At 70.1% G+C, this 23,088-nt stretch carries 18 protein-coding genes; 8 read left to right on the top strand and 10 right to left on the bottom strand.

The window, feature by feature from the left end; genetic code table 11:
• The 3 genes from G369_RS0111070 to G369_RS35670 form a co-directional block, all read left to right on the top strand.
• On the top strand, positions 1-285 hold a 285-nt coding region (locus G369_RS0111070; RefSeq protein ID WP_026346324.1), incomplete at its 5' end, for a tripartite tricarboxylate transporter substrate-binding protein.
• Positions 286-418: 133 nt separating this feature from the next.
• Positions 419-1,159 carry a hypothetical protein gene (locus G369_RS35675; protein ID WP_019654066.1) on the top strand — a complete coding sequence of 247 codons (741 nt, stop codon included), beginning with the start codon at positions 419-421 and terminating at the stop codon, positions 1,157-1,159.
• The gene (locus G369_RS35670) at positions 1,156-3,573 is read left to right on the top strand and encodes a serine/threonine-protein kinase (protein WP_157773682.1); all 2,418 of its coding nucleotides are present in this window, start codon (positions 1,156-1,158) and stop codon (positions 3,571-3,573) included. Before G369_RS35675 ends, G369_RS35670 begins: the two co-directional genes overlap by 4 nt.
• A gap of 51 nt (positions 3,574-3,624) precedes the next feature.
• Here G369_RS35670 and G369_RS0111055 read toward each other — a convergent pair whose 3' ends face one another.
• Entirely contained in the window at positions 3,625-5,742 is a 2,118-nt protein-coding gene (locus G369_RS0111055; protein WP_019654064.1) for a PQQ-dependent dehydrogenase, methanol/ethanol family, read from the bottom strand.
• 137 nt (positions 5,743-5,879) lie between these two features.
• On the opposite strand from G369_RS0111055, the gene G369_RS0111050 reads away from it, so the two are divergent.
• A complete protein-coding gene (locus G369_RS0111050; protein ID WP_019654063.1) occupies positions 5,880-7,190 on the top strand; it encodes a helix-turn-helix domain-containing protein in 1,311 nt (436 codons plus the stop codon).
• A gap of 7 nt (positions 7,191-7,197) precedes the next feature.
• Here the strand turns inward: G369_RS0111050 and G369_RS0111045 are convergent, their stop codons facing one another.
• The 9 genes from G369_RS0111045 to G369_RS0111005 form a co-directional block, all read right to left on the bottom strand.
• Positions 7,198-9,714, bottom strand: coding sequence for a membrane-bound PQQ-dependent dehydrogenase, glucose/quinate/shikimate family (locus G369_RS0111045; protein ID WP_019654062.1), 2,517 nt, complete (start codon positions 9,712-9,714; stop codon positions 7,198-7,200).
• A 68-nt stretch (positions 9,715-9,782) separates the two neighbouring features.
• Entirely contained in the window at positions 9,783-10,949 is a 1,167-nt protein-coding gene (locus G369_RS0111040) for an ROK family transcriptional regulator (RefSeq protein WP_019654061.1), read from the bottom strand.
• Positions 10,950-10,962: 13 nt separating this feature from the next.
• Positions 10,963-11,763: an ATP-binding cassette domain-containing protein gene (locus G369_RS0111035; RefSeq protein WP_019654060.1), complete on the bottom strand. Its 801-nt coding sequence runs from the start codon at positions 11,761-11,763 to the stop codon at positions 10,963-10,965.
• A 1-nt stretch (position 11,764) separates the two neighbouring features.
• A complete protein-coding gene (locus tag G369_RS0111030; RefSeq protein ID WP_019654059.1) occupies positions 11,765-12,964 on the bottom strand; it encodes a sugar ABC transporter permease in 1,200 nt (399 codons plus the stop codon).
• 165 nt (positions 12,965-13,129) lie between these two features.
• Positions 13,130-14,164: a D-xylose ABC transporter substrate-binding protein gene (xylF, locus tag G369_RS0111025; RefSeq protein WP_019654058.1), complete on the bottom strand. Its 1,035-nt coding sequence runs from the start codon at positions 14,162-14,164 to the stop codon at positions 13,130-13,132.
• Between the two features lie 197 nt (positions 14,165-14,361).
• Positions 14,362-14,865 (bottom strand): ferritin-like domain-containing protein, encoded by a 504-nt coding sequence (locus G369_RS0111020; protein WP_019654057.1) that lies wholly within the window; start codon positions 14,863-14,865, stop codon positions 14,362-14,364.
• A gap of 123 nt (positions 14,866-14,988) precedes the next feature.
• The gene (locus G369_RS0111015; RefSeq protein ID WP_019654056.1) at positions 14,989-15,675 is read right to left on the bottom strand and encodes an alpha/beta hydrolase family protein; all 687 of its coding nucleotides are present in this window, start codon (positions 15,673-15,675) and stop codon (positions 14,989-14,991) included.
• A gap of 45 nt (positions 15,676-15,720) precedes the next feature.
• Positions 15,721-17,001, bottom strand: coding sequence for a phospholipase D-like domain-containing protein (locus G369_RS0111010; RefSeq protein ID WP_019654055.1), 1,281 nt, complete (start codon positions 16,999-17,001; stop codon positions 15,721-15,723).
• A 47-nt stretch (positions 17,002-17,048) separates the two neighbouring features.
• Positions 17,049-17,681, bottom strand: a complete 633-nt coding sequence (locus tag G369_RS0111005; protein ID WP_019654054.1) for a response regulator — start codon at positions 17,679-17,681, stop codon at positions 17,049-17,051.
• Between the two features lie 316 nt (positions 17,682-17,997).
• On the opposite strand from G369_RS0111005, the gene G369_RS0111000 reads away from it, so the two are divergent.
• From G369_RS0111000 to paoC, 4 genes are all read left to right on the top strand, one after another.
• Positions 17,998-18,993, top strand: coding sequence for an AraC family transcriptional regulator (locus G369_RS0111000; protein ID WP_019654053.1), 996 nt, complete (start codon positions 17,998-18,000; stop codon positions 18,991-18,993).
• A gap of 266 nt (positions 18,994-19,259) precedes the next feature.
• A complete protein-coding gene (gene paoA / locus G369_RS0110995) occupies positions 19,260-19,922 on the top strand; it encodes an aldehyde dehydrogenase iron-sulfur subunit PaoA (protein ID WP_019654052.1) in 663 nt (220 codons plus the stop codon).
• Positions 19,919-20,869 (top strand): FAD binding domain-containing protein, encoded by a 951-nt coding sequence (locus G369_RS0110990; protein ID WP_019654051.1) that lies wholly within the window; start codon positions 19,919-19,921, stop codon positions 20,867-20,869. Before paoA ends, G369_RS0110990 begins: the two co-directional genes overlap by 4 nt.
• 2 nt (positions 20,870-20,871) lie before the next feature.
• Positions 20,872-23,082, top strand: coding sequence for an aldehyde oxidoreductase molybdenum-binding subunit PaoC (paoC, locus tag G369_RS0110985; protein WP_019654050.1), 2,211 nt, complete (start codon positions 20,872-20,874; stop codon positions 23,080-23,082).
• Positions 23,083-23,088: the final 6 nt, after the last annotated feature.

Raw genomic sequence — 23,088 nt, 5'->3', positions numbered from 1 at the left:
AAGGACCTGCCCACGCTGGACGAGTCGGGCCTCAAGGGCTTCGAAGTGACGATCTGGCACGGCGTGTACGCGCCCAAGGGCACGCCAGCACCGGTGCTGAAGAAGCTCAACGATGCCATCAAGGCCGCCATGAAGGACCCTGGCTTCATCCAGCGTGAAGAAGCGCTGGGCGCGGTGATCACCACCGACAAGCGCACCGAGCCGGCCGAGCACAAGAAGTTCGTGTCGTCCGAAATCGCGAAGTGGGGCCCGATCATCAAGGCCGCCGGCGTCTACGCCGACTGATCGCCTCACGACAGCACACGCAGCCACGAGCAGCCGCAAGGCCGCCTGAGCCCCCGGGGCCAGGCGGCTTTTTCGTTATGCTGCGCGGGATTTCGTCCTCCCGCCTTCCGTCCTCTCTCGTTCTTCATCCCCCATGCGTCTTCGCAGCGCGGCCCTTCCGCTCTTCATGGCCCTGCTGGCGCAGGAGGGCGTGGCGCAGACACGGACGCTGCTCTGGGTGTGGGACCGGCCGCAGCTCTTTGCCTCGCTGCCCGAAGCCACGGGCGTGGCCTACCTGCATGCCACTGTGCGGCTGAGCGGCACCGAGAGCCGCACCAGCTGGCGCCAATGGCCGCTGCGCGTCGCGCCGGGCGCCACGGTGGTGCCGGTGGTCCACGTCGCGCTCGACAACCTCTCGCCCTCGCCCCTCGACGATGCGCAGCAGCAGGCCATCGCCGCCGCCATCGAGCATGCCGCGACACATGGCAACCGCTCGGGCTGGGTGCAGCTCGACTTCGAGGCGAGGCGCAGCCAGCGAGAGGCCTACGTCGCGCTGCTGCGCCGGCTGCAGCCGCTGCGCCAAGGCGGCATGCGGATCTCGGCCACCGCGCTGGCGTCGTGGTGCATGGACGATCCGTGGCTGCCGGCAGGCCTGCTCGACGAGATCGTGCCGATGTATTTCCGCATGGGAGGGGAATCCGCGCGCATCCGCCAGCGGCTGGGCACGACAGGCAAGGCCGCCGTGCCGGCCTGCCGCGACGCGGCCGGCCTGATGCTCGGCGAGGACTGGCCCGCACTGCGAGACGTGAAGCGGCGCTATGTGTTCCACGCGGGCTCGTGGAAGAACGAAGACTTCGAAAAACTGCAGATCGGAAACAGGGACAGCTACAAATGACTCTTTCGAAAACGGGAGGCCGCAGGCTGCTCGCCGCAGCCGCGATGGCAGCGGCAACGCTGCTCGGCAGCACGGCAGCACATGCCAGCGGCGGCTACGACGCCGAGGACCTGTTCTTCGCCACCACCCGGCCCGACCAGCCGGTGCGCGAGTTCGTCGAGCGGCCCGCGGGCTACTACACCGGCTATCTGGTGCCCTACCAGGTGCTCTGGTACTGGCGCCTTCGCGGCCAGAGCTTCTCCCCCGACGCGGTGCGCGCCTTCACCGACCTGCTGGAGAAGCTGCCGCGCGAGGACAACGCCATGGCCGACATCGACGACGCCTCGACCGAATGGCGCAAGGCGCGCGACGACGCCATGGCGAAGCTCGATCCGCAATCGCAGCGCGACAAGTCCTCATCACCGAAGCAGCAGCAGCCGAAGTGGAACGCCGACACCCTGCAGGCCGACGCCATCTGCTTCTACGGCGACGCCTTCCGCAACGCCACGAAGACGCTGGCCCAGCGCATGACGCGCGCGGCCGGTGACAAGTCGGCAGTGCCCTTCGTGCTGCACTGGATCAAGACCCAGGACGCGGTGTTCGACACCTGCGACAAGGAGCCCGGCGCCATGCCCGAGCTGCCGGCGGGCGCACCCGCCTGGCTGCAGGCCGACCACGCCTACCAGCTGGCCGCGCGGCACTTCTATGCCGGGGACCTCGACGACGCCGACGAAGCGTTCGCCGCCATCGCAGCCGACAAGGCCAGCCCATGGCGCGATCTCGCGGCCTACATGCGGCTGCGCGTGCTGGCGCGGCAGAACCCGGGCGATCCGCCTTCGGAGGGCTCGGAGACCAAGAAGGAAAGCGCCGAGGCGCTCAAGAAGCAGGCCGAGCTCGACAAGCAGCTCGACGCCATCGCCCAGCCGCTGATGAAGAACCCGCGCCTGAAGGCGCTGCATCCTTCGGTGCACCGGCTGGCCGAGGCGCTGCGCATCCGCTACCTGCTGCCCGCCACGCGCATGCAGCGCCTGGCCGACGGCCTCAGGACCATCGGCCAGCCCGACGCTGCCGCCGCGAAGCTGCTGCTGCTGAACCACGAGTTCCGCGCCTGCGGCTTCTTCGGCGGCTGCAGCTACATCGGCCCCGCGCAGACCTCCGACCTGGTGCAGTGGCTGAGCACCGTGCGCGGCTTCGACGGACCGGGCAGCGGCCTCGAACCCGACGGCAAGTGGCGCGAAACGCTGAGCTGGAGCCGCTACCAGCGCACGCACGACCTCGCCTGGCTGATGGCAGCCGCGAGCCTGGTGCCGGTGGCCACCACCAACGGCGACAAGCGCGAGGCCGAGCTGCAGGCCGCGCTCGAAGCCGTGCCCGAGGACCACCCCGCGCGCTTCGCCGCCACGCAGCTGCGCGCGCAGCGCATGTTCGCGCAGGGCCGCTACAAGGAAGTGCGCGAGCTCGTCGCCGCCTCGGCCGATTCGCCGCTGATCGCGCACAGCCTCTCGGGCCAGAACCTCGTGAAGGCATTGCTGCTGCCGACGGCCGCGTCGGAAGAGGAATGGCGCCGCCTCGCGATCCGCCCCGTGGTCGCGCGCCGCGATCCCGAGGCGATGGAAGCGAAGCCGAGCGCGGTGCCGCTGGCCAGTGCCTTCGACGAGGACGTGGTGCGCTTCCTCAACACCCGCGCACCGCTGGCCATGTGGCTGCGCCTGGCCGCCGAGCCGGCCCTGGCGCCCGCGCTGCGCGACAGGCTGCTCGAGACCGCCTGGACCCGCGCCGTGGTGGCCGGGGACTACGCCACGGCCCGCCGCGCGGCGCAGATGCGCATCGCCTCGCCGCCGCAGGCGGGCGCCGCCAAGGGCGCCGACACGATCGCCGGCATCCGCCGCTCGGCGGAGCTGCCCGAGACCGACGCCGCGGCATGGCGGCACCTGCTGCTGGAGCGCATGGCGAGCACCACCGAAGTCCTGTCGCCACCGCACTGGCCCGCCGCCGAGGGCATCCGGCCCACGCCGCTCAAGCTCGGCGTCGGCCCCGTGTACTCCGAGCGCAGTACGGTCGGCAGCTACGGCAAGTGGTGCCGTCCGTTGGGCGTGCCGACGACCGGGCCGCAGGCGGCCACCGCCGCCGACTTCGAGATGCCCGCGTTCCTGCCGCAGGAAGAACGCAGCCGGCAGGCCGCGCTGGTCGAGAAGCTGCGCACCGTGCCGCAGGACTCGATCTACTTCACGCAGGAAAGCCTGGCGCTGATGCAGCGCGCCCGCATGGACCCGCTGGTGCCGCAGGCGCTGTCGGTCGCGGTGAAGATGGCGCGCTACACCTGCCAGGACAAGGCGGCGGGCGACTGGTCGCGCAAGGGGCTGCAGGCCCTGCGCACGAACTACCCGAACTCGCCGTGGACCGCCGCCACGCCGTACTGGTACGGCGGGCGCTGAGGCGGCCGGCCGCGTCCACCTTGCGGCGGGCGTGGCAGGCAGACAGTCAGGCTACTTGGGGCGTATCGCGTCGGCCGTCCCCTGGATGAAGGCCTTGATGCTCTCGATGTCGTCGTTCGAGAGCTTGCCCGTGAAGTCGGGCATGCCGCGCGACATGGCCGGGCCCTTGAGCACGAACTTGTCGAGGTTCTCGATGTAGGCGGCGTCCATGTAGCCGAGGTTGGGGATGTTGCCGCCGCGGTCCACGCCCGGCACGCCGTGGCAGAAGACGCAGTTGCTCACGTAGAGCATGGTGCCGGCCTGGACCTTGGCGGGGTCGTACTTGACGCCCTGCACCAGCTTGTCCATGCGGTACTGCACGAAGTCGGGCATCTTGGCCGTGCCGCCCACCGCGAAGGTGTAGACGGTGCCCGGCCCCTGCCGCTCGGTGGCGCGCTGCGCGAGGCCGTAGACGCCGCCCCAGCCCACCGCGACCGACACGTACTGCTTGCCGTCGACCATGTAGGTCGACGGTGCCGCCACCACGCCGGTACCGGTGGGCGTCTCCCAGAGCTTCTCGCCGGTCTTCGCGTTGTAGGCCAGCAGCCGGCCGTCGGCCGTGCCCTGGAACACGAGGTTGCCGGCGGTGCTGAGGGTGCCGCCGTTCCAGGGCGAGGCGTAGTCCACGCCCCAGGCTTCCTTCTGCGCCACCGGGTCCCAGGCCACGAGGCGGCCGAAGGGCTTGCTCTTGGGCGGCTCGGCGTTGGCGAACTTGCCCAGGTTCCAGCCCAGCCCCGAATGCGGGCGGCCCGGCACGTTCTCGTCGAACTTCCAGTCCTTGTCGTCCATGAGGTTGATCGGCACGTGCTGCGCGGGCAGGTAGGCGAAGCCGGTCTGCGGGTTGAACGACATCGGATGCCAGTTGTGCGCGCCGAAGGGGCCGGGGATGCTGTCGCCGGGCTTGGTGCCGTCGCGCGCGGCGGCGATCTCGATGGGCCGGCCGTTCTTGTCGTAGCCGGTGGCCCAGTTGACCTCGACGAAGTTCTTCGCCGAGATGAACTTTCCGTTGGTGCGGTCGATGACGAAGAAGAAGCCGTTCTTCGGCGCATGCAGCAGCACCTTGCGCTGCTTGCCGCCGATCTTCACGTTCGCCAGGATCATCGACTGCGTGGAGGTGTAGTCCCAGTTGTCGCCGGGCGTCTCCTGGTAGTGCCACACGTACTTGCCGGTGTCGGGGTCGAGCGCCACCACCGAGCCCAGGTAGAGGTTGTCGCCGCCCTTGGGGCTGCGCGCCTTGTGCGACCAGGGCGAGCCGTTGCCGGTGCCCACGTACATCAGGTTGAGCTCGGGGTCGAAGGCGAAGCTGTCCCAGGCGGTGCCGCCGCCGCCGGCCTCCCAGTACTTGCCGCTGGGGTCCCAGGTCTTGGCGGCACGCGCCATCGACTCGTCCTCGAAGGGCTTGCTCGGGTCGCCAGGCACCACGAACCAGCGCCACTTCTGGTCGCCCGTCTTCGCGTCGTAGGCGGTGACGAAGCCGCGCACGCCGTACTCGGCCCCGCCGTTGCCGATGATGACCTTGCCCTTGAACACGCGCGGCGCGCCGGTGATGGTGTAGCTGCCCTTCTGGCCCTCGATGGTGTTCTTCTCCCAGACCTTCTGGCCGGTGGCGGCATCGAGCGCGATGAGGCGCCCGTCGTAGGCCGCCACGTAGACCTTGCCCTCGTAGATCGCGACGCCGCGGTTCACCACGTCGCAGCAGCCCCTGAAGCCCTTTGACTTGTCGACCTGCGGATCGAAGGTCCACAGCCGCTGGCCGGTGCGCGTATCGACGGCGTGCACCACGCTCCAGGAGGCGGTGATGTACATGATGCCGTCCACCACCAGCGGCGTGGCTTCGACGCCGCGCGTGGATTCGAGGTTGTACGACCAGACCAGCCCCAGGTCCTTCACGTTGCCGGCGTTCACCTGGTCGAGCTGGCTGAAGCGCGATTCCGAGTAGTCCAGGCCCACGCTGGGCCAGTCGGGCGTCTTCTTCTGCGCGGCGTTGGCGCGGATGAATGCGCCGTCCACCCGCTTGGTCGCGGCGGCGGCGCGGTCCTGTGCGTTGTTCTGGGCCGTGGCCGTGTTCGTCGCGCCCAGGCACAGCAAGGCGCCGGCGAGCACGAGCAGCCCGGAGTGTGTTTTTTTCATCGCAGGTCTCCTTTGTGCGCCAAGAATCGTCGGGACCGGCCGCACATTCATCTTGGGGATTTCCCCAGTCCGGCGCTGTTCCATTGCGGAACACATTCGACGCCGGTGTGAATCCTGAAACGGGAGGCAGCGAACCCATGGCCCTCGACAGAAGCCCTGCTGGAAGCCGCAATGCAGGCATCGGCACGCCCGATGCCCCGCGCCAGCTCTTCGCCAGCACGCCCACGCAGCGCGTGGCGCTCGCGCGGCAGCAGTTCTTCGAGGAGGGCGTGCGCCCCTCGGGGCTGGTGGGCGAGGCGGTGATCCAGTCGTGGATGCGCTGCAGCCGCACCCACGCCGACCGCCAGCGCATCGTGCCCTTCGACCCGGTCACGCCGAGCCGCCTTCACGCCACGCTGGCGCGCAACCGCCAGCTGCTCGAAGCGGCGCGCCAGGAGCTGGGGCAGATGGAGCACGCGCTCGCGGGCACCGACTGCCGCGTGATCCTCACCGACAGCGAGGGCGTGGTGGTGCACGTCACGCAGCAGCCGGCCGCCGCGCAACAGCCGGTGCTGCGCAAGACGGCTCGGGTGGGCGTGAACATCTCCGAGCGCATCGTGGGCACCACCGCGCCGGGCATCGTGGCGAGCACCGGGCAGGCCTGCACGGTCGACGGCGCCGAGCACTACTTCGACCTGCTGTGCCAGATGCGGTGCGCCGCGGCGCCGATCCGCGACGTGACGGGTCAGCTCGCGGGCGTGCTCGACCTCACGGTGGAGGCGCGGCGCTTCGGCTTCGACGCGGCATCGATGGTGGCGCTGTACGCCACCACCATCGAGAACAGGCTGCTGCAGGCGCAGTCGCGCGACCACCTGATCCTGCGCTTCCAGGCCAGCCCGACGCTGCTGGGCACGCCGCTCGAAGCGCTGGCCGGCATCGCGCCCGACGGCACCATCGCCTGGCTCAACAACGCCGGCGCGCGGCTGCTGGGGCGGCTGCCCGAGGCGGCGGACGAGCGCGACGTGGAGTTCCTGCTGGGCCACGACCTCGCGAGCCTGCTGCGGTTAGGGCGGCGCGAGGCGGCGCAGCCGCTGCGGCTGGCCAGCGGGCTGGGCGTGTGGGTGCAGGCGCAGCTCAAGGGCGGCGCCGATGGTGCGGACTTCCGCCATGCGGTGGCGATGCCCGGCGAAGCGTCGCCGCTGGCCATCGAGACGCGCGAAGCCCGGCAGACGCAGCTCGCGGCAGCCGAGGCCTACCCGGACGCGGACGGCACGGAGGCCTCGCCCCAGCCCCAGCCAGAACCCACGCTGCGCGAGCACAGCCGCAAGCTGATCGAGGACACGCTCGCCGCGCACGGCGGCAACGTGTCGCAGGCGGCGCGGCAGCTGCGCGTGTCGCGCGGCACGCTCTACCGGCGGCTGCGCGGCTGGCGCGACGAAGTCGCAGCCCCGGACAGCGGAAGGAACTGAACGCCGCTCACCGCCTGGGCAGCGCGTAGGCGATCACATGGTCGCCGGTGCGCGTGCCCAGCGAGCCATGGCCGCCGGCCACCACCAGCAGGTACTGGCGCCCGTCGGTGCCGCGGTAGGTCATCGGCGTGGCCTGACCACCGGCCGGCAAGCGGCTGCGCCAGAGCTCCTTGCCGTCGTTCACGTCGTAGCCGCGCACGAACTGGTCGAGCGTTCCCGAGAGAAAGGCCACGCCGCCGGCCGTCAGGATGGGGCCGCCGAGGTTGGGCACGCCCATCGCGAAGGGCAGCGGCAGCGGCGAGCTGTCGCGCACCGTGCCGTTCTTGTGCATCCAGGCGACCCGGCCGGTGCGCAGGTCGGCCGCGGCGACGTAGCCCCAGGGCGGCGCCTGGCACGGCAGGCCGAGCACCGAGGTGAAGGCGCTGAGCTTCACCGCGAAGGGCGCACCGAAGTTCTCGTTGAGCGCGGGCAGGCTGTCGTCGGGGCGCTGCTTGCCCTGCACGTAGAGCGAGGTGTCGTCCGCGCGCGGCACGAGCCTGGAGACGAAGGCCAGCGACGCGGGCGTGGCGAAGACGATCTGCCTGCGCGGATCGACCGCCACGCCGCCCCAGTTGAAGACGCCGAAGTTGCCCGGATGGATCAGCGAGCCCTGCGTCGACGGCGGCGTGAACCGGCCCTCGTAGCGCAGCCGGTGGAAGGCGATGCGGCAGGCCAGCTGGTCGAAGATGGTCGCGCCCCACATGTCCGACGGCTTGAGCGCGGGCGGATCGAAGGACAGGGCCGATGACGGCTGCGTCGGCGCGGTGGCGTCACCCGCGGCCGCGCCCTGCGGCGCGGCGCGCTCGTTCACCGGAAGGATCGGCTTGCCGTTGCGGCGGTCGAGCACGAAGAGCTCGCCCTGCTTGGTCGGCTGCACCAGCGCGGGCACGGTCTCGCTGCCCGCGCGCAGGTCGACGAGGCTGGGCTGCGCGGGCACGTCGTAGTCCCACAGGTCGTGGTGCACGGTCTGGAAGCTCCAGCGCACGCGGCCGCTGGCCAGGTCGAGCGCCACCACCGCCGACGAATACTTCTTCGCGCCTTCGCTGCGCGCGCCGCCCCACTGGTCGGGCGGCTGGTTGCCCATGGGCACGTAGACCAGGCCCAGCGCCTCGTCCACGCTGGAGATCGACCAGCTGTTGGGCGAGTTGGCCGTGTAGGTGCGGTCGGCGGCGATGGGGGCGGTCTCCTCGGGGTTGCCGGAGTCCCAGTTCCACACCAGCGCGCCGGTGTTCGCGTCGAAGGCGCGGATCACGCCCGAGGTCTCCTTCGTCGAGACGTTGTCGAGCACCGTGCCGCCCACGATGAGCAGCGAACGCGCCACCACCGGCGGCGAGGTCGAGTAGTAGGAGCCCGGCCGCACGTTCGGCATGTTCTTCCAGAGATCGATCTGGCCGCTGCCGCCGCCGAAGGCCGGACAGGGCTTGCCGCTCGCGGGGTCGAGCGCGATGACGCGGCCGTCGGCGGTGGGCATGAAGAGCTTGGCGTCGCAGCTGCCGGTGGATGCGGGTGCGGGTGCGGGTGCGGGTGCGAGTGCGAGTGCGGAAGCCTGCTGCTGTGGAGACTGCTGCGCCGCGGCGCCGGGGTAGTAGGAGAGCCCCCGGCAGGTCAGGTGCTGCAGCGCGAGCGACCCCGCGATCTGCGGCGTGTAGCGCCACACCTGCCGGCCGGTGGTGGCGTCGAGCGCGATCACCGACTGGTGCGGCGTGCACAGGAAGAGCCTCTCGCCGATCTTCAGCGGCGTGACCTCGAAGGTCGTCTCCTCGGGGTCGCCGGGCTGGCCCCGCACGTCGCCGGTACGGAAGTGCCAGGCTTCCTCAAGCTGCCCCACGTTCTGCGGCGTGATCTGGTCGAGCGCCGAGTAGCGCTGGCCGAAGCCGGTGCCGCCGTAGGCCGTCCACTCGTCCGCCGCGGCCGCGGGGCCCGCGGGCGCGTTCGCCGTGGCCGCCGCCGCATCGACCGAGGGCGCGATGCCTTCGATGCGGCGGGGTTCGCGCATCCACGAGAACACCGCCGCGACCAGGAAGGCTGCGAGCACCACGCCGAGCACGGTGCGCGCGCTTCCCACGCCTGCGGCATTGCGCAGGGCGAGCGGACGCGCCACCCATGGCGTGAGCAGCAGCAGGCCGACCACGAAGAACACGTCGCCGCGCGCGGCCATCGGCCACCAGTCGAGCCCCACCTCCCACAGGGCCCAGGCCAGCGTGAGCAACACCACGGCCGCGTACACCATCAATCCGGCGCCGCCCCCGCGCCGAAGCAGCAGCGCCGCCGCCGCCAGCCCCAGCCCCGCCACGAGGTAGTACCACGAGCCGCCGAGGGCGATCAGCCATGCGCCTGCGACGGCGAGCGCCAGGCCGGCAAGGCCGATCAGCACGGCCAGCACGGCCAGCAGCACGGAAGAGGAGGAAGAGGAGGAAGAGGAGGAAGAGGCGGGGGAAGGAGGGGAAGAGGAACGGGCGGGCTGGCCGGGCGGGCGCGGATTCATGACGGCAACTCCAGGGACGGAGTTCGCACGCTATTCCGCCGCACGCGCGCCGCGCGTAGGCCGATGGCTCAGGCTGTGGCGAGAACGCGGGCGGCGCGCGCCCGGCGCGCCTTCGCATCGGGCTGCAGCGGCCTCAGGTATTCATGCAGCGCGAGCGCGGCGGCACCCACGGCCGGTGCCAGCTCCCCGTAGCGTGCGGTGCGCAGTTCGGGCGCCGGCATGCCGGCGTCGTCCGCATGCCGCTTCACGCATTCGAAGGCCGCCTGCGCGAAGCCCTTGTGGTCGGCGCAGGCCTTGCCGCCGAGCACGATGGCGCGCGGGTTGAAGGTGACCCACAGGTTCTGCAGCAGCACGCCGAAGAAGGCCGCGGCGCGCTTCAGGTCAGCGCCTTCGCGCTCCAGCACGCGCGAGCCGAAGAAGGCTTCGGCGCAGCCGCGCCGCCCGCAGGAGCACAGCGGGCCGTCGAGCTGGAGGATGGTGTGGCCGATCTCGCCGGCCATGCCCTGCGCGCCGGTGAAGAGCCGGTCGTTGAGCACCACGCCGGCGCCCACGCCCACGTCGCAGTTGACGAAGACCAGCGGGTCTTCGCCCTCCTGGCCCACGCTGGCGGCGAACTCGTACTCGCCGAGCGCGGCGGCGTCGGCATCGTTCTGCAGCTGCACGGTCACGCCGGGCAGGCCGGCGGCCTCGAAGGCCTGCTCGAGCGCGGGCAGCAGGCTCACGTTGCGCCAGCCGAGGTTGGGCGCGAAGCGGACCACGCCGGTGCAGTCGTCCACCGCGCCGGGCACGCACACGCCGATGCCCGACAGCTGCAGGCCCAGCAGCTGCAGCTTCGCATGCCCGGCGGCCGCCATGCGCGCGACCTGCGCGCACACGCCGGCGGGAGAACCGTCGGTCAGGTCGAGGCTCTGCGAATGCAGCACATCGCCCTGCAGCGACATGCACACGAGGCGCACGGTTTCCACCGCGATCTCCACGCCCATCAGCGCGCGCACGCCCACGTCGATCTGCAGCGGCGTGGAGGGCCGGCCCAGGCCGTCGGCCACGGTCGCGCCGGCCTCGCTGAGCCATCCCTCGTCGATCAGCTCGCGCACCAGCAGGCTCACCGTCGACTTGGTGAGGCCGCTCTCGCCGGCCAGCCGCGCGCGCGACAGACCCGGCTGCGCGCGCAGCAGCCGCAGCAGCACGCTGCGGTTCATGCGCTTCACGAGCTGCTGGTCGGCGGTGGTGGTCACGTCGGGTCTTCGCTCAGGCAGCCGCGGCGGCGGTGTCCGCGTGATGGGCCTGCTCCTTGCCCTCGGGCCGCTTGCCGGCAATGATCATCCCGAGCACCTCGTCCTCGGTCACGTCGGCGGTGCGGTAGGTGCCCACGAGCCTGCCGTTCTTCATCACCGCGAGGCGGTCGCTCAGCGAGAACACGTCGGGCATGTCGTGCGTGATCAGGAAGATGCCCACGCCGTCGGCCTTGAGCTGCTTCACCAGGCCGCCGACCATCGCCGTCTCTTCGGGGCCGAGCGCGGCGCAGGGCTCGTCCATGATGAGGATGCGCGCATTGAAGTACAGCGCGCGCGAGATCGCCACCACCTGCCGCTGCCCGCCGGAGAGCCGGCGCACCGGCACGCGGATGTTGGTGAAGTTCCTGTTCAGGCGCTGGAACACCTTGCGCGCCTGCACTTCCATGAAGTGGTCGTCGAGCGTGTTCCACGGCGTCATCTTCTCGCGGCCGAGGAAGAGGTTGGCCACCGAGTCGAGGTTGTCGGCCAGCGCGAGCGTCTGGTAGATGGTCTCGATGCCCTGCGCCTGCGCCTCGGCCGGCGTGCGGATGTTGACCTTCTCGCCCGCGATCAGCGTGTCGCCCGAGTCGATCGGGTAGGCGCCCGCGAGCATCTTCATCAGCGTTGACTTGCCCGCGCCGTTGTGGCCCAGCAGCGCGACCACCTCGCCGGGGTAGAGGTTCACGCTCACGCCGTCCACGGCCTTCACGCCGCCGAAGGCCTTGCGGATCTCGCGCAGCTCCACCAGGGGTTTGGATGTGTCGATGGCTGCCATTTCAGTTCTCCCCAAACTTGCGGCGATACAGCACGTCGAAGACCACCGCCACGATCAGCACCTGCCCGATGATGACCATGCGCTTGCCGATGGGCACGTCCAGCAGCAGCATGCCGCTGTCGAGCGACTGCATGATGAGCGCTCCCAGCACCGAGCCGAAGATCGAGCCGCTGCCGCCCGCGAGCGCGGTGCCGCCGATGACGGCCGCGGCGATCACGTACAGCTCCATGCCCGTGCCCAGCGAATTGGTGCCGGCGTTCAGGCGCGCGATCGACACGATGGCCGCGATGGTGACCAGCACCGCCAGCAGCGCGAACAGCATCAGCGTGACGCGCTTGACCGGAATGCCCACCAGCGCCGCCGCGTCGGGGTTGCCGCCCATCGCGAACACGTAGCGCCCGAAGCGCGTGCGGTGCACGATGAACGACAGCACGATGGCCACCACCGCCCAGATCAGCACCGGGATCGGAATGCCCTGCGGCTCGTTCTTGGACGAGATCTGGTAGCTGTTCATGACCCACGCGAAGCCGAACACCACCGCCACCGGCACGGCCGTGATGAGCACGTCGAGCCACAGCGCCTCGGTGGGCATGTCGTAGCGCTGGCGCGCGCGGCGCTTCTGCACCATGCGCACGAACAGCACCACCGCCACCAGCGCGGCGAGCACCCAGCTCGCGGTGACGCCGATGCCGCCGTCGTAGCCGCCGCCCAGGCGCTGGAAGAACTCGTCGTTCACCGGCTGCGTCTTGCCGTCGGCCACCAGGAAGGCCGCGCCGCGGAAGGACATGAGCCCGCCCAGCGTCACCACGAACGAAGGCACGCCCAGCACCGCCGTGAGCCAGCCCTGGTAGATGGACACCAGCAGCGCCACCGCGAGCCCCGCGAGGCAGGCCGTGGGCCACGACCAGCCCGAGGTGTACTGCAGGTAGGCGATCAGCACGCCCACGAAGCCCATCACCGAGCCCACCGACAGGTCGATGTGGCGCGCCACGATGATCAGCACCATCACGGTGGAGACGATGCCCACCACCGCCGTCTGCTGCGCGACGTTGTAGAGGTTCTCGGGCGAGAGGAACACGCCGCCCGACATCACGCTGAAGACCACGGCCATGACGACCAGCAGCACGCACATCAGGATCAGCCGCAGGTCGACGCCGGTGCGGCGCCACCAGCCCGGTGTGGATGACGATGGGTTGCTCATGTTTCGGATCCTTTTTCTGGACTGCGCGCAAAACGAAGAGATGCGCAGGCCCCTGCCGGCCGGGCCACTAGGCGCCGGCAGCTGGTGCGTTGCATGGGAAGGAAAGGAAAGGCCGGCGCGCTTTCCGTGGATGGCGCCGGCGCGTTGCTCGTCTGTAGTGCGGCGTTACTTGCAGGCCGCGGGCGCGCTGGCGCCAGAGACGCCCTTGCAGAGCTCGTCCTTCTTGATCCAGCCGGCCTTGACCACGAGGTCGAGGTTGTCGCGGGTCACGGCCACCGGCATCAGCAGGCGCGACTGCAGCGAGACCTTCTTCGGCCCCGAGTTCCACGGCGCGGCCTTGTCGACCGGCTTGCCCTGCGACAGCGCGATGGCTGCGATGGCGGCTTCGCGGCCGAGCTCGCGCGAGTCCTTGAAGATGGTGGCGGTCTGCGTGCCCAGCGCGATGCGGTTGAGCGCCGCGAAGTCGGCGTCCTGGCCCGACACCGGAATGCCGCGGATGCCCTTGGCCGTAAGCGCCGCCACCGCGCCGCCGGCCGTGCCGTCGTTGGCGGCCACCACCGCGTCGACCTTGTTGCCGTTCTTGGTGAGGATCTGCTCCATGTTCTTCTGCGCGACCTCGGGCTTCCAGCCTTCGGTGTATTCGTCGCCGACGATCTTGATGTCGCCCTTCTTGATGGCGGCGTCCAGCACCTCCTGCTGGCCCGCGCGCAGGAAGTCGGCGTTCGGGTCGCTCGGCGAGCCCTTGATGATCACGTAGTTGCCCTTGGGCTTGACCTTGAAGACCTCGCGCGCCTCCATGCGGCCGACCTCGACGTTGTCGAAGGTGATGTAGAAGACGCCGGGCGCCTCGATCAGCCGGTCGTAGGCGATCACGGGCACCTTCTGGCGCGTGGCCTTGGTGACGGCCGGCAGGATGGCGTCCTTGTCCATCGCCAGCACGATGAGCGCCTTCGCGCCCTTCGACATCAGGCCCTCGATGTCGCCCAGCTGCTTCTCGGGCGAGCCGCCCGCATCGGCGCTGATGTACTTGGCGCCGAGCTTCTCCAGCTCGGCCTTGATGGCCGCCTCGTCGGTCTTCCAGCGCTCTTCCTGGAAGTTGGACCAGCTCACGCCGACCACGGTCTGCGCCATCGCGCCCACGGCCGTGGAACCGAGTGCCGTGGCGAAGGCCATGGCGGCCAGGGTTTGTTTCAGTCGCATCGATGTCTCTCCTGAATTGATTCGCCCGCAGGCGCCAGCCAAGTAAGAAATTAGTTAGTTTGAAGGCCGAACTAACTATCCCATCGAGCCGGGATCATGGGCATCGGGGAATTCCCGAGGCGTGCGGCGCCCGTGAAAAAGGCCGGGCGAGCCCGGCCTTCATTCACTCGAGCGCTTGAGCGCTCGATGGCGATCGATCAGTCGCGGGCGCGCGCTGCGTTGCGCAGGTCGCGGATCTGGTCGTGGTTGCGCTGTGCGCCTTCGGCCTGGGCTGCGACCACGCTGCGGACGTCGGCCGGCAGGTTCTGCTTCAGGGCCTTGCGATAGCGCGCGACACCGGTGTCTTCGCCGCGCTCGCACGATTCGAGAATGGAGAGTTCGCTGTTCGCGCCGAGCGAGCCCTTCACGTGCACCCACCCGCGATGCAGCGCACCGGCGGCGGTGCCGCCGTCGGCCGGCTCGCCGCCGTAGGCCGCGATGAGCGCCATCAGTTCGGCGCCGGCCTTGCGGCACTCCTCGGCGCGATTGGCGAAGAGCTGCTTCGCCGCGGGGCTCTCGACTTCATCGGCGCAGGCGCGAAAGCCGTATTCGCCGTCACGCGAGTTCTCGAGCAGGTCGTTGAGCACGTCCACCACTTCGTCCTTGTCCAGCACGGGGCCGGTCGACTGCAGGGTGTCGAGGGAGGTATCTGCGTATGCCATGGCGATGATCCTTTCAATTCAGTTCGGTTGCCGTTCAGTGAAGGCACATCGTTGAAAGATCCGCGGCGCCGCAGCGTCGTCGCGTCGGGCGACACGACGTAGGACGACCCGCGCAGCCCGGCGTCAGTCGATGCGCCAGGCCTGCATCCATATCGCGATGCCGTCGAGCAGTTCGCCCAGCGCCTCCTCGTCGGTGCGGCCGCTGCGCCTGAGCACATGGAAGGAATGGTCGGCGCCGTCGATCTCCAGCACGGTGGCGAGCGGACCCAGCGCCCGAACGGCGTCCTCGAAGGGTGCCGGCTCGGCGAGCGTGTCGCGCGGCCCGTGCGCGAAGAGCATGGGCACATCGACCTCGTACAGGTGCGCCGCCCGCTCGGCTGCCTTCGCGGGCGCGCCCGACGGGTGCAGCGGAAACCCGAGGAAGACCAGCCCTTCGACGGCCGCGAGCGGCTCCAGCGCCTGGGCCTGCGAGGTCATGCGGCCGCCGAACGACTTGCCGCCCGCGAAGAGACGCACGCCCGAGAAGCGCGCCGACGCGCAGGCCACCGCCGCGCGCACCGCGGCATGCGCCAGCGCAGGTGCGTCCGGACGCTTGCTGCCCTGCTCCATGTAGGGAAACTGATAGCGCAGCGTGGCGATGCGCCGCTCGGCGAGGCCCTCGGCCACGGCCTGCATGAAGGGATGCGCCATGCCCGCGCCTGCGCCGTGCGCGAGCACCAGGCAGGCCTCGGCCGAGGCTGGCGACATCGCGAGGGCCGACACCGCGATGCCGGGCTTCACGTCGATGGAAAGTTCGTGCTGGGTGGTCATCGCGCGAGTGTGCCCGCGCGGCCCCCGTTTGAATGTCGATTCACCCTAGAGCTGCGACGACAGCAGCGCCGCCAGGTGCTCCATCGCCTTCTCGCGCAGCGGGCGGTCCTTCCAGGCCTCGTAGGTCAGGCGCTTCGACAGGCGCAGGTCGGCCTCGAACTGCGCGGTCTGCTGGGCGGCGAAGGCCTCGTCGTAGATGTTGAGGTTGGCCTCGTCGTTCAGGCGGAAGGAGCGGTTGTCGAAGTTGGTCGAGCCCACGGACACCAGCAGTCCATCGACCGTGAAGACCTTGCAGTGGAACATGGTCGGCTGGTATTCGCTGATCTCGGCGCCAGCCTCCAGCAGGGGGCCCCACGCCGCGCGCGAGGCGCCGCGCACCGTCTGCGAATCGATGATCGGACCCGGCGTGATGATGCGCAGCCGCACGCCGCGCTGCATGGCCGCGACCAGCGCGCCCACGGTCAGGTCGTCGGGCACGAAGTAGGCGCTCGACAGGTCGATGGTCCTGGTGGCCGCAGCGATCGACAGCAGGTACATCAGGTGCATGCTCTCGCTGCCGCCGGAGGGCGAGCTGCTGAACATCTGCGCGCGCCCGTCGCCCGCCGAGGCGATCGGCGGAAAGTAGGTTTCTCCGTGCAGCACGTCGCCCGACACCTTCACCCAGTTGTCCATGAACACGGCCTGCATCTGCGCCACCACCGGTCCCTCGACCTTGTAGTGCGAATCGCGCCAGTGCCCGGCGTCCTGCGCGTGGCCGGTCCATTCGGGCGCGATGCCCACGCCGCCGGTGAAGCCAGTGCGGCCGTCGACCACCAGCAGCTTGCGGTGGGTGCGATTGTTCATGCGCGCGATGTCGTACCAGCTCGGCTTGTGGAACTTGCGGATCTGCACGCCGGCGCTTTCCATCTCGCGCACGAAGTCGGCGTCGACCTTGGCGCTGCCCACCCAGTCGAGCAGCACGTGCACCTTCACGCCCGCGCGGGCGCGCTCGGAGAGCGCGTCGGCAAACTGGCGCCCGATGTCGCCCGACCAGTAGATGTAGGTCTCGAAAGTGATGCTCCGCCTGGCGCCGCGGATGGCGGCGAGCATCGGTGGAAAGATCTCGTCGCCGTTCTGGAAAGCCTCGAACCGGTTGCCGCCGGTGATGGGAGGCCCGAGCATCACGCCGAGCGCGCGCTGGTACTGCGCGTCGTGCAGCCCGTACTCGCGCTTGACCTGCTCGTCGAGCTTCTTCTCGCCGCTGGTGAAGTTGAGCACCAGCAGCGTGGCGGCCAGCGTCAGGACGAAAGTCCAGACGATGATCTTGAACGTCCTTGGGCGATGCACCTCAGGACGCGGAGACTGCCTGCCCAAGCGATAAGCCGATCAAGCGATCAGTCGATCAGCTGCGTCTTGATCGCGTAGTAGGTCAGGTCGCTGTTGGTGGAGAGGTTCATCTTCTCCATCAGCCGCGTGCGGTAGGTGCTGATGGTCTTCACCGAGAGCGACAGCGCCTCGCCGATGGCGCCCACCGACTCTCCCTTGGCCAGCTTCAGGAAAACCTGGAACTCGCGCTCCGACAGGTGCTCGTGCGGCGGCGCGTTGTCTTTGCGCTCCAGCTGGCCCGCGAGCAGCTCGGCCACCGAGGGCGAGATGTAGCGGCGGCCCAGCGCGATGGTGCGGATGGCCTTGGCGATCTCCTCGGGATCGCATTCCTTGTTGAGGTAGCCCGAGGCGCCCTGGCGGATCAGGTTCACCGCGTAGTGTTCTTCGGGGTAGCCGCTGAGGATGAGAACGCCGAGGTCGGGCGCCTTGGCGCGCACCATGGCGAGCGCGTCGATGCCGCTCTGGCCGGGCATGGAAAGATCCATCACCAGCACGTCGATGTCGGTCGTGCGCACCAGGTCGATGGCCTCGCGGCCGCTGCCGGCCTCGCCGACCACGCGGAAATCGACGAAGGTGGAGAAGAACGACTTCAGGCCTGTGCGGACGACGGCGTGGTCGTCGACGATGCCGATCTTGATCATGGGATGAACCTCCTGCGATCTGATTGTTGGGGGCCGCTTGCGCGCGCGGTGGCAGGCAGCGGAAGGAGGGCGTCACGATGCCACATGCATTCGCGCAGCGGGGCCTCCCAAGGCGGGTCGGGCATTTGTCCTGCACGGGTTCGCAGAAACGTCTCGCAACGATGTAGGAGAGCAGGCGGGTGGCCACCCTGCCGGGTGGTGCCAGGGCTTGCCCGCTCCTCTACATTTCTTGCCTGATCCTGTGGAGACGCGCCAGCCGCATGGATGCCGGGGCGAGCCGCGGGTAGAGTCCCGACGAGGTTTCGAAGCAAGCAAGATGTCACCCAGACAGAACACGGAGGACGCCGACGCCTCGGCACGGTGCAGGGCCCTGCAGTCGGCGATGGCGCGGATCATCGGCGCGCGCACGCCCGCGCCGGGCGACCACGAGACGCCCGTCGCGAACCTCAGCTTCTTCAGGCGCGAGGCGCCCGCGCCGCCCACGGTCTGCATGGTCGAGCCGAGCATCGTGCTGGTCGCGCAGGGCGCGAAGCGGATGTGGGTGGGCGGCCATGCCTATCCCTACGACACCTCGCGCTTCCTCGTCACCTCGCTGGACATGCCCGCCAACTCCGAGGTGATGACGGCGAGCCCGCGGCAGCCCTGCCTGGGCCTGATGCTCAAGCTCGACGTGCGCGTGCTGGCCGAGCTCATCGCGCAGGGCAACCTGCCGCCGCAGCGCGAGCGCCCGCTCGGCATCAGCGTGGGACTCGGCGACGCGACGCCGGCGCTGCTGGCGCCGCTCGCCCGGCTGGTGGAGCTGCTGGACGAACCCGAGGCCATTCCCGTGCTCGCGCCGATGATCCATCGCGAGATCCACTACCGGCTGCTGATGAGCGACCAGGCTGCGAAGCTGCGGCAGATCGCCTCGGTCGACGGGCAGGGCCACCGCATCGCCAGGGCCATCGACTGGCTGAGGCTGAACTACGCGACCGCCGTGCGCATCGACGAGCTCGCGGCCCGCGTGCAGATGAGTGCGCCGACCTTCCACCACCACTTCCGCCAGCTGACCGCGATGAGCCCGCTGCAGTACCAGAAGTGGCTGCGGCTGAACGAGGCGAGGCGGCTGATGCTCAACGAGCACTTCGACGCAGCGAGCGCCGCCTTCGAGGTGGGCTACGAAAGCCCCTCGCAGTTCAGCCGCGAGTACAGCCGCCTGTTCGGCGCCCCGCCCCGGCGGGACATCGAGGTCATGCGCACAGCTGCGCGCGCGAACGGGCATGCGGGTGCGGGTGCGGAAGGCGGCGGCGCGGCCGAAGCCCGCCGCGCCTGAGGCCTCATCGGATCAGGCAAGAAACGAAGAGGATCGCGCTATCGATCCCCGCGCGGCTCCAGAAGAATGGGAATCGAGCGGCTCGTTCCCTCCGCGCGCTGCAAGGGTGAGAACCTGAGAACCATTTTCGCAAGCCGCGAGCCCCGGTGCGCCGAAGAAGCCGCGAGCAGGGGACAACAGCCGCCGTTTTCCTACCGACGCCGCCCATCGCCCGGGATATGAGCGGTATTGGCCATCCCCACGAACCTCGAACAGCAGGAGCTGACATGGACAGTCCCACGACCCCAATGATCTCGCGGCGCGATGCCCTCATCGTCGGCGCCGCAACCGCCGCGGCGGTTTCCGCGTCCAACGCGACGCCCGCATCGGCGCAGCCCGCGCCCGCGTCCCCAACTGCCGCCAGCGCGGCGGGCGGCTTTCGCACGAAGCTGTCGCTGAACGTCAACGGCACGGCGCGCGCGCTCGACGTGGACACGCGCACCACCCTGCTCGACGCGCTGCGCGAGCACCTGCAGCTGACGGGCACCAAGAAAGGCTGCGACCACGGCCAGTGCGGCGCCTGCACGGTCATCGTCGACGGCAGGCGGATCAACTCCTGCCTGACGCTCGCCGTGATGCACGAGGGTGCGCAGGTCACGACCATCGAAGGGCTCGGCACGCCGCAGAACATGCATCCGATGCAGGCCGCCTTCGTCAGGCACGACGGCTACCAGTGCGGCTACTGCACGCCGGGGCAGATCTGTTCGGCGGTGGCGGTGATCGACGAGGTCAGGCGCGGCATCCCGAGCCACGTGAGCGCCGACCTCACGGCCAGACCGACCCTCTCGGCCGAGGAACTGCGCGAGCGCATGAGCGGCAACATCTGCCGCTGCGGCGCCTACTCCAACATCGTCGAGGCCATCACCGAGGTGGCGGGGAGCAAGGCATGAAGGCTTTCACCTACGAGCGCGCCGCGACCCCGGCGCAGGCCGTGTCCGCCGTCGCGGGCAGGCCCGGCGCGAAGTTCATCGCCGGCGGCACCAACCTGCTGGACCTCATGAAGCTGCAGATCGAGGCGCCGGTGCACCTGGTCGACGTGAACGGCCTGGCGCTGGACCGCATCGAGCCGACGCCCGAGGGCGGCCTGCGCATCGGCGCGCTGGTGCGCAACACCGACCTGGCGGCCGACGAGCGCGTGCGCCGCGACTACGGCGTGCTCTCCCGCGCGCTGCTGGCCGGCGCATCGGGCCAGCTGCGCAACAAGGCGACCACCGCGGGCAACCTGCTGCAGCGCACGCGCTGCCCCTACTTCTACGACACCGACCAGCCCTGCAACAAGCGGCGCCCCGGCAGCGGCTGCAGCGCCATCGGCGGCGTGACGCGGCAGCTCGCGGTGATCGGCGGCAGCAAGTCCTGCATCGCCACCAACCCCAGCGACATGGCCGTGGCGATGCGCGTGCTGGACGCCTCGGTCGAGACCGTGCGGCCCGATGGGCGCACCCGCGTGATCCCGATCGCCGACTTCCACCGCCTGCCCGGCGACACGCCCCACATCGAGACGGCGCTGGAGCGCGACGAGCTCATCACCGGCGTGACCCTGCCGAAGCCGGTCGGCGGCACGCACGTCTACCGCAAGGTGCGCGACCGCGCCTCCTACGCCTTCGCGCTGGTGTCCGTCGCGGCCATCGTGCAGCGCGACGGGTCCGGCCGGGTGGCGCTCGGCGGCGTCGCGCACAAGCCGTGGCGCATGGAGGCTGCCGAATCCGCCATGCCGCAGGGCGCGAAGGCCGTGACCGCGCGGTTGCTCGCCGACGCGCAACCCACCCACGAGAACGCGTTCAAGCTGCAGCTCGCCGAGCGCACGCTGGCCGCTGCCATCACGCAAGCGAGGAGCTGACCATGAGATTCGACACCCCCGCCACGACCAACCCCATCGACCAGCTGAAGATCATCGGCAGGCCCACGGACCGCATCGACGGCCCGATGAAGACCACCGGCACCGCGCGCTATGCCTACGAGCGCAACACCGAGATGCCCGGCGCAGCCTACGGCTACGTGGTGGGCGCAGGCATCGCGAAGGGCCGCATCGCGTCGATGGACCTGGCCGCCGCCCGGGCGGCGCCGGGCGTGCTGGCCATCGTCACCGCGCGCAATGCGGGCAAGCTCGCCAAGGGCGACTTCAATACGGCAAAGCTCCTGGGCGGCCCTGAGATCGACCACTACCACCAGGCGGTGGCGCTGGTCGTGGCCGAGACCTTCGAGCAGGCGCGCGCGGCGGCGCAGCTGCTGCGCATCGAGTACGAACGCACGCCCGGCCGCTTCGACCTGGCCGCCGAGAAGGACGCGGCGCAGATGCCCGCGGCCACCCCCTTCTCTGGCGAGCCGCAGACCAGGACGGGCGATTTCGCCAGCGCTTACGCGGCCGCCCCCGTGCAGCTCGACGCGACCTACACCACGCCCGACGAGTCGCACGCAATGATGGAGCCGCACGCCTCCATCGCGCAGTGGCAGGGCGACAAGCTCACCATCTGGACCTCGAACCAGATGATCGCCTGGGGCGCCGGCGATGTCGCCAAGACGCTCGGCATCCCGAAGGCGAACGTGCGGCTGATCTCGCCCTTCATCGGCGGCGGCTTCGGCGGCAAGCTTTTCGTGCGGGCCGACGCGCTGCTCGCGGCACTGGGGGCGCGCGCAGCCCGGCGCCCGGTGAAGGTGGCGCTGCCGCGGCCGCTGATAGCGAACAACACCACGCACCGGCCCGCGACCATCCAGCGCATCCGCCTGGCCGCAGGCCGGGACGGCAGGCTCACCGCCATCGCCCACGAAGGCTGGTCGGGCGACCTGCCGGGCGGCCAGCCGGAGACCGCCGTGAACCAGACCCGGCTGCTGTACGCCGGCGCGAACCGCCTCACGACCACGCGCCTGGCCGTGCTCGATCTGCCCGAGGGCAACGCGATGCGCGCGCCCGGCGAGGCGCCCGGCATGATGGCGCTGGAGATCGCCATGGACGAGATGGCCGAGAAGCTGGGCATCGATCCGGTCGAGTTCCGCGTGCTCAACGACACGCAGGTCGATCCCGAGAAACCGCAGCGCCCCTACTCCCAGCGCAAGCTGATCGAATGCCTGCGCACCGGCGCCGAGCGCTTCGGCTGGAACAGGCGCAACCCGGCGCCGGGGCAGCAGCGCGACGGCCGCTGGCTCGTCGGCATGGGCGTGGCGGCCGCGTTCCGCAACAACCTGGTCACGAAGTCGGGCGCGCGCGTGCGCCTGGACAACCGCGGCATGGTCACGGTGGAGACCGACATGACGGACATCGGCACCGGGACCTACACCATCATCGCGCAGACCGCCGCCGAGACCATGGGCGTGCCGCTCGACAAGGTGCTGGTGCGCCTGGGCGACTCGGCGCACCCGGTCTCGGCCGGCTCCGGCGGGCAATGGGGCGCCAACAGCTCGACCTCGGGCGTCTTCGCCGCATGCATGAAGCTGCGCGAAGCAGTCGCCTCCAGGCTGGGCCTTCCGGCGTCCGAGGCGGAGTTCGCGGACGGCATGGTGCGCGCCGGCGCGCGCGCGGCGCCGCTGGCCGAAGCGGCCGGCGCGCAGGGGCTGGTGGTGGAGGACAGCATCGAATTCGGCGACCTCGACAAGAAGTACCAGCAGTCGACCTTCGGCGCGCATTTCGTGGAAGTCGGCGTCGACGCGGCCACCGGCGAGATCCGCGTGCGGCGCATGCTCGCGGTGTGCGCCGCGGGGCGCATCCTGAACCCGAAGTCCGCGCGCAGCCAGGTGATCGGCGCGATGACGATGGGCGTGGGCGGCGCGCTGATGGAGGAGCTCGCGCTCGACAAGCGGCACGGCTTCTTCGTCAACCACGACCTGGCGAGCTACGAGGTGCCGGTGCACGCGGACATTCCGCACCAGGACGTCGTCTTCCTCGACGAGACCGACCCGATCTCCTCGCCGATGAAGGCCAAGGGCGTCGGCGAGCTCGGCATGTGCGGCGTCGCCGCGGCGGTGGCGAATGCCGTCTACAACGCGACGGGCGTGCGGGTGCGCGACTACCCGATCACGCTCGACAAGCTGCTGGACCGGCTGCCGCCAGTGGCCTGAAACCCG

The organism is Variovorax atrisoli 110B, assembly GCF_000382045.1.
Taxonomy (GTDB): Bacteria; Pseudomonadota; Gammaproteobacteria; order Burkholderiales; family Burkholderiaceae_C; genus Variovorax; species Variovorax atrisoli.
This window is presented reverse-complemented; position numbering and strand designations above follow the sequence as displayed.

Coding starts and splice junctions, on each gene's coding strand:
- G369_RS35675 (WP_019654066.1), top strand. CDS start 419: ATGCGTCTTCGCAGCGCGGCCCTTCCGCTCTTCATGGCCCTGCTGGCG.
- G369_RS35670 (WP_157773682.1), top strand. CDS start 1,156: ATGACTCTTTCGAAAACGGGAGGCCGCAGGCTGCTCGCCGCAGCCGCG.
- G369_RS0111055 (WP_019654064.1), bottom strand. CDS start 5,742: ATGAAAAAAACACACTCCGGGCTGCTCGTGCTCGCCGGCGCCTTGCTG.
- G369_RS0111050 (WP_019654063.1), top strand. CDS start 5,880: ATGGCCCTCGACAGAAGCCCTGCTGGAAGCCGCAATGCAGGCATCGGC.
- G369_RS0111045 (WP_019654062.1), bottom strand. CDS start 9,714: ATGAATCCGCGCCCGCCCGGCCAGCCCGCCCGTTCCTCTTCCCCTCCT.
- G369_RS0111035 (WP_019654060.1), bottom strand. CDS start 11,763: ATGGCAGCCATCGACACATCCAAACCCCTGGTGGAGCTGCGCGAGATC.
- G369_RS0111030 (WP_019654059.1), bottom strand. CDS start 12,964: ATGAGCAACCCATCGTCATCCACACCGGGCTGGTGGCGCCGCACCGGC.
- xylF (WP_019654058.1), bottom strand. CDS start 14,164: ATGCGACTGAAACAAACCCTGGCCGCCATGGCCTTCGCCACGGCACTC.
- G369_RS0111020 (WP_019654057.1), bottom strand. CDS start 14,865: ATGGCATACGCAGATACCTCCCTCGACACCCTGCAGTCGACCGGCCCC.
- G369_RS0111015 (WP_019654056.1), bottom strand. CDS start 15,675: ATGACCACCCAGCACGAACTTTCCATCGACGTGAAGCCCGGCATCGCG.
- G369_RS0111005 (WP_019654054.1), bottom strand. CDS start 17,681: ATGATCAAGATCGGCATCGTCGACGACCACGCCGTCGTCCGCACAGGC.
- G369_RS0111000 (WP_019654053.1), top strand. CDS start 17,998: ATGTCACCCAGACAGAACACGGAGGACGCCGACGCCTCGGCACGGTGC.
- paoA (WP_019654052.1), top strand. CDS start 19,260: ATGGACAGTCCCACGACCCCAATGATCTCGCGGCGCGATGCCCTCATC.
- G369_RS0110990 (WP_019654051.1), top strand. CDS start 19,919: ATGAAGGCTTTCACCTACGAGCGCGCCGCGACCCCGGCGCAGGCCGTG.
- paoC (WP_019654050.1), top strand. CDS start 20,872: ATGAGATTCGACACCCCCGCCACGACCAACCCCATCGACCAGCTGAAG.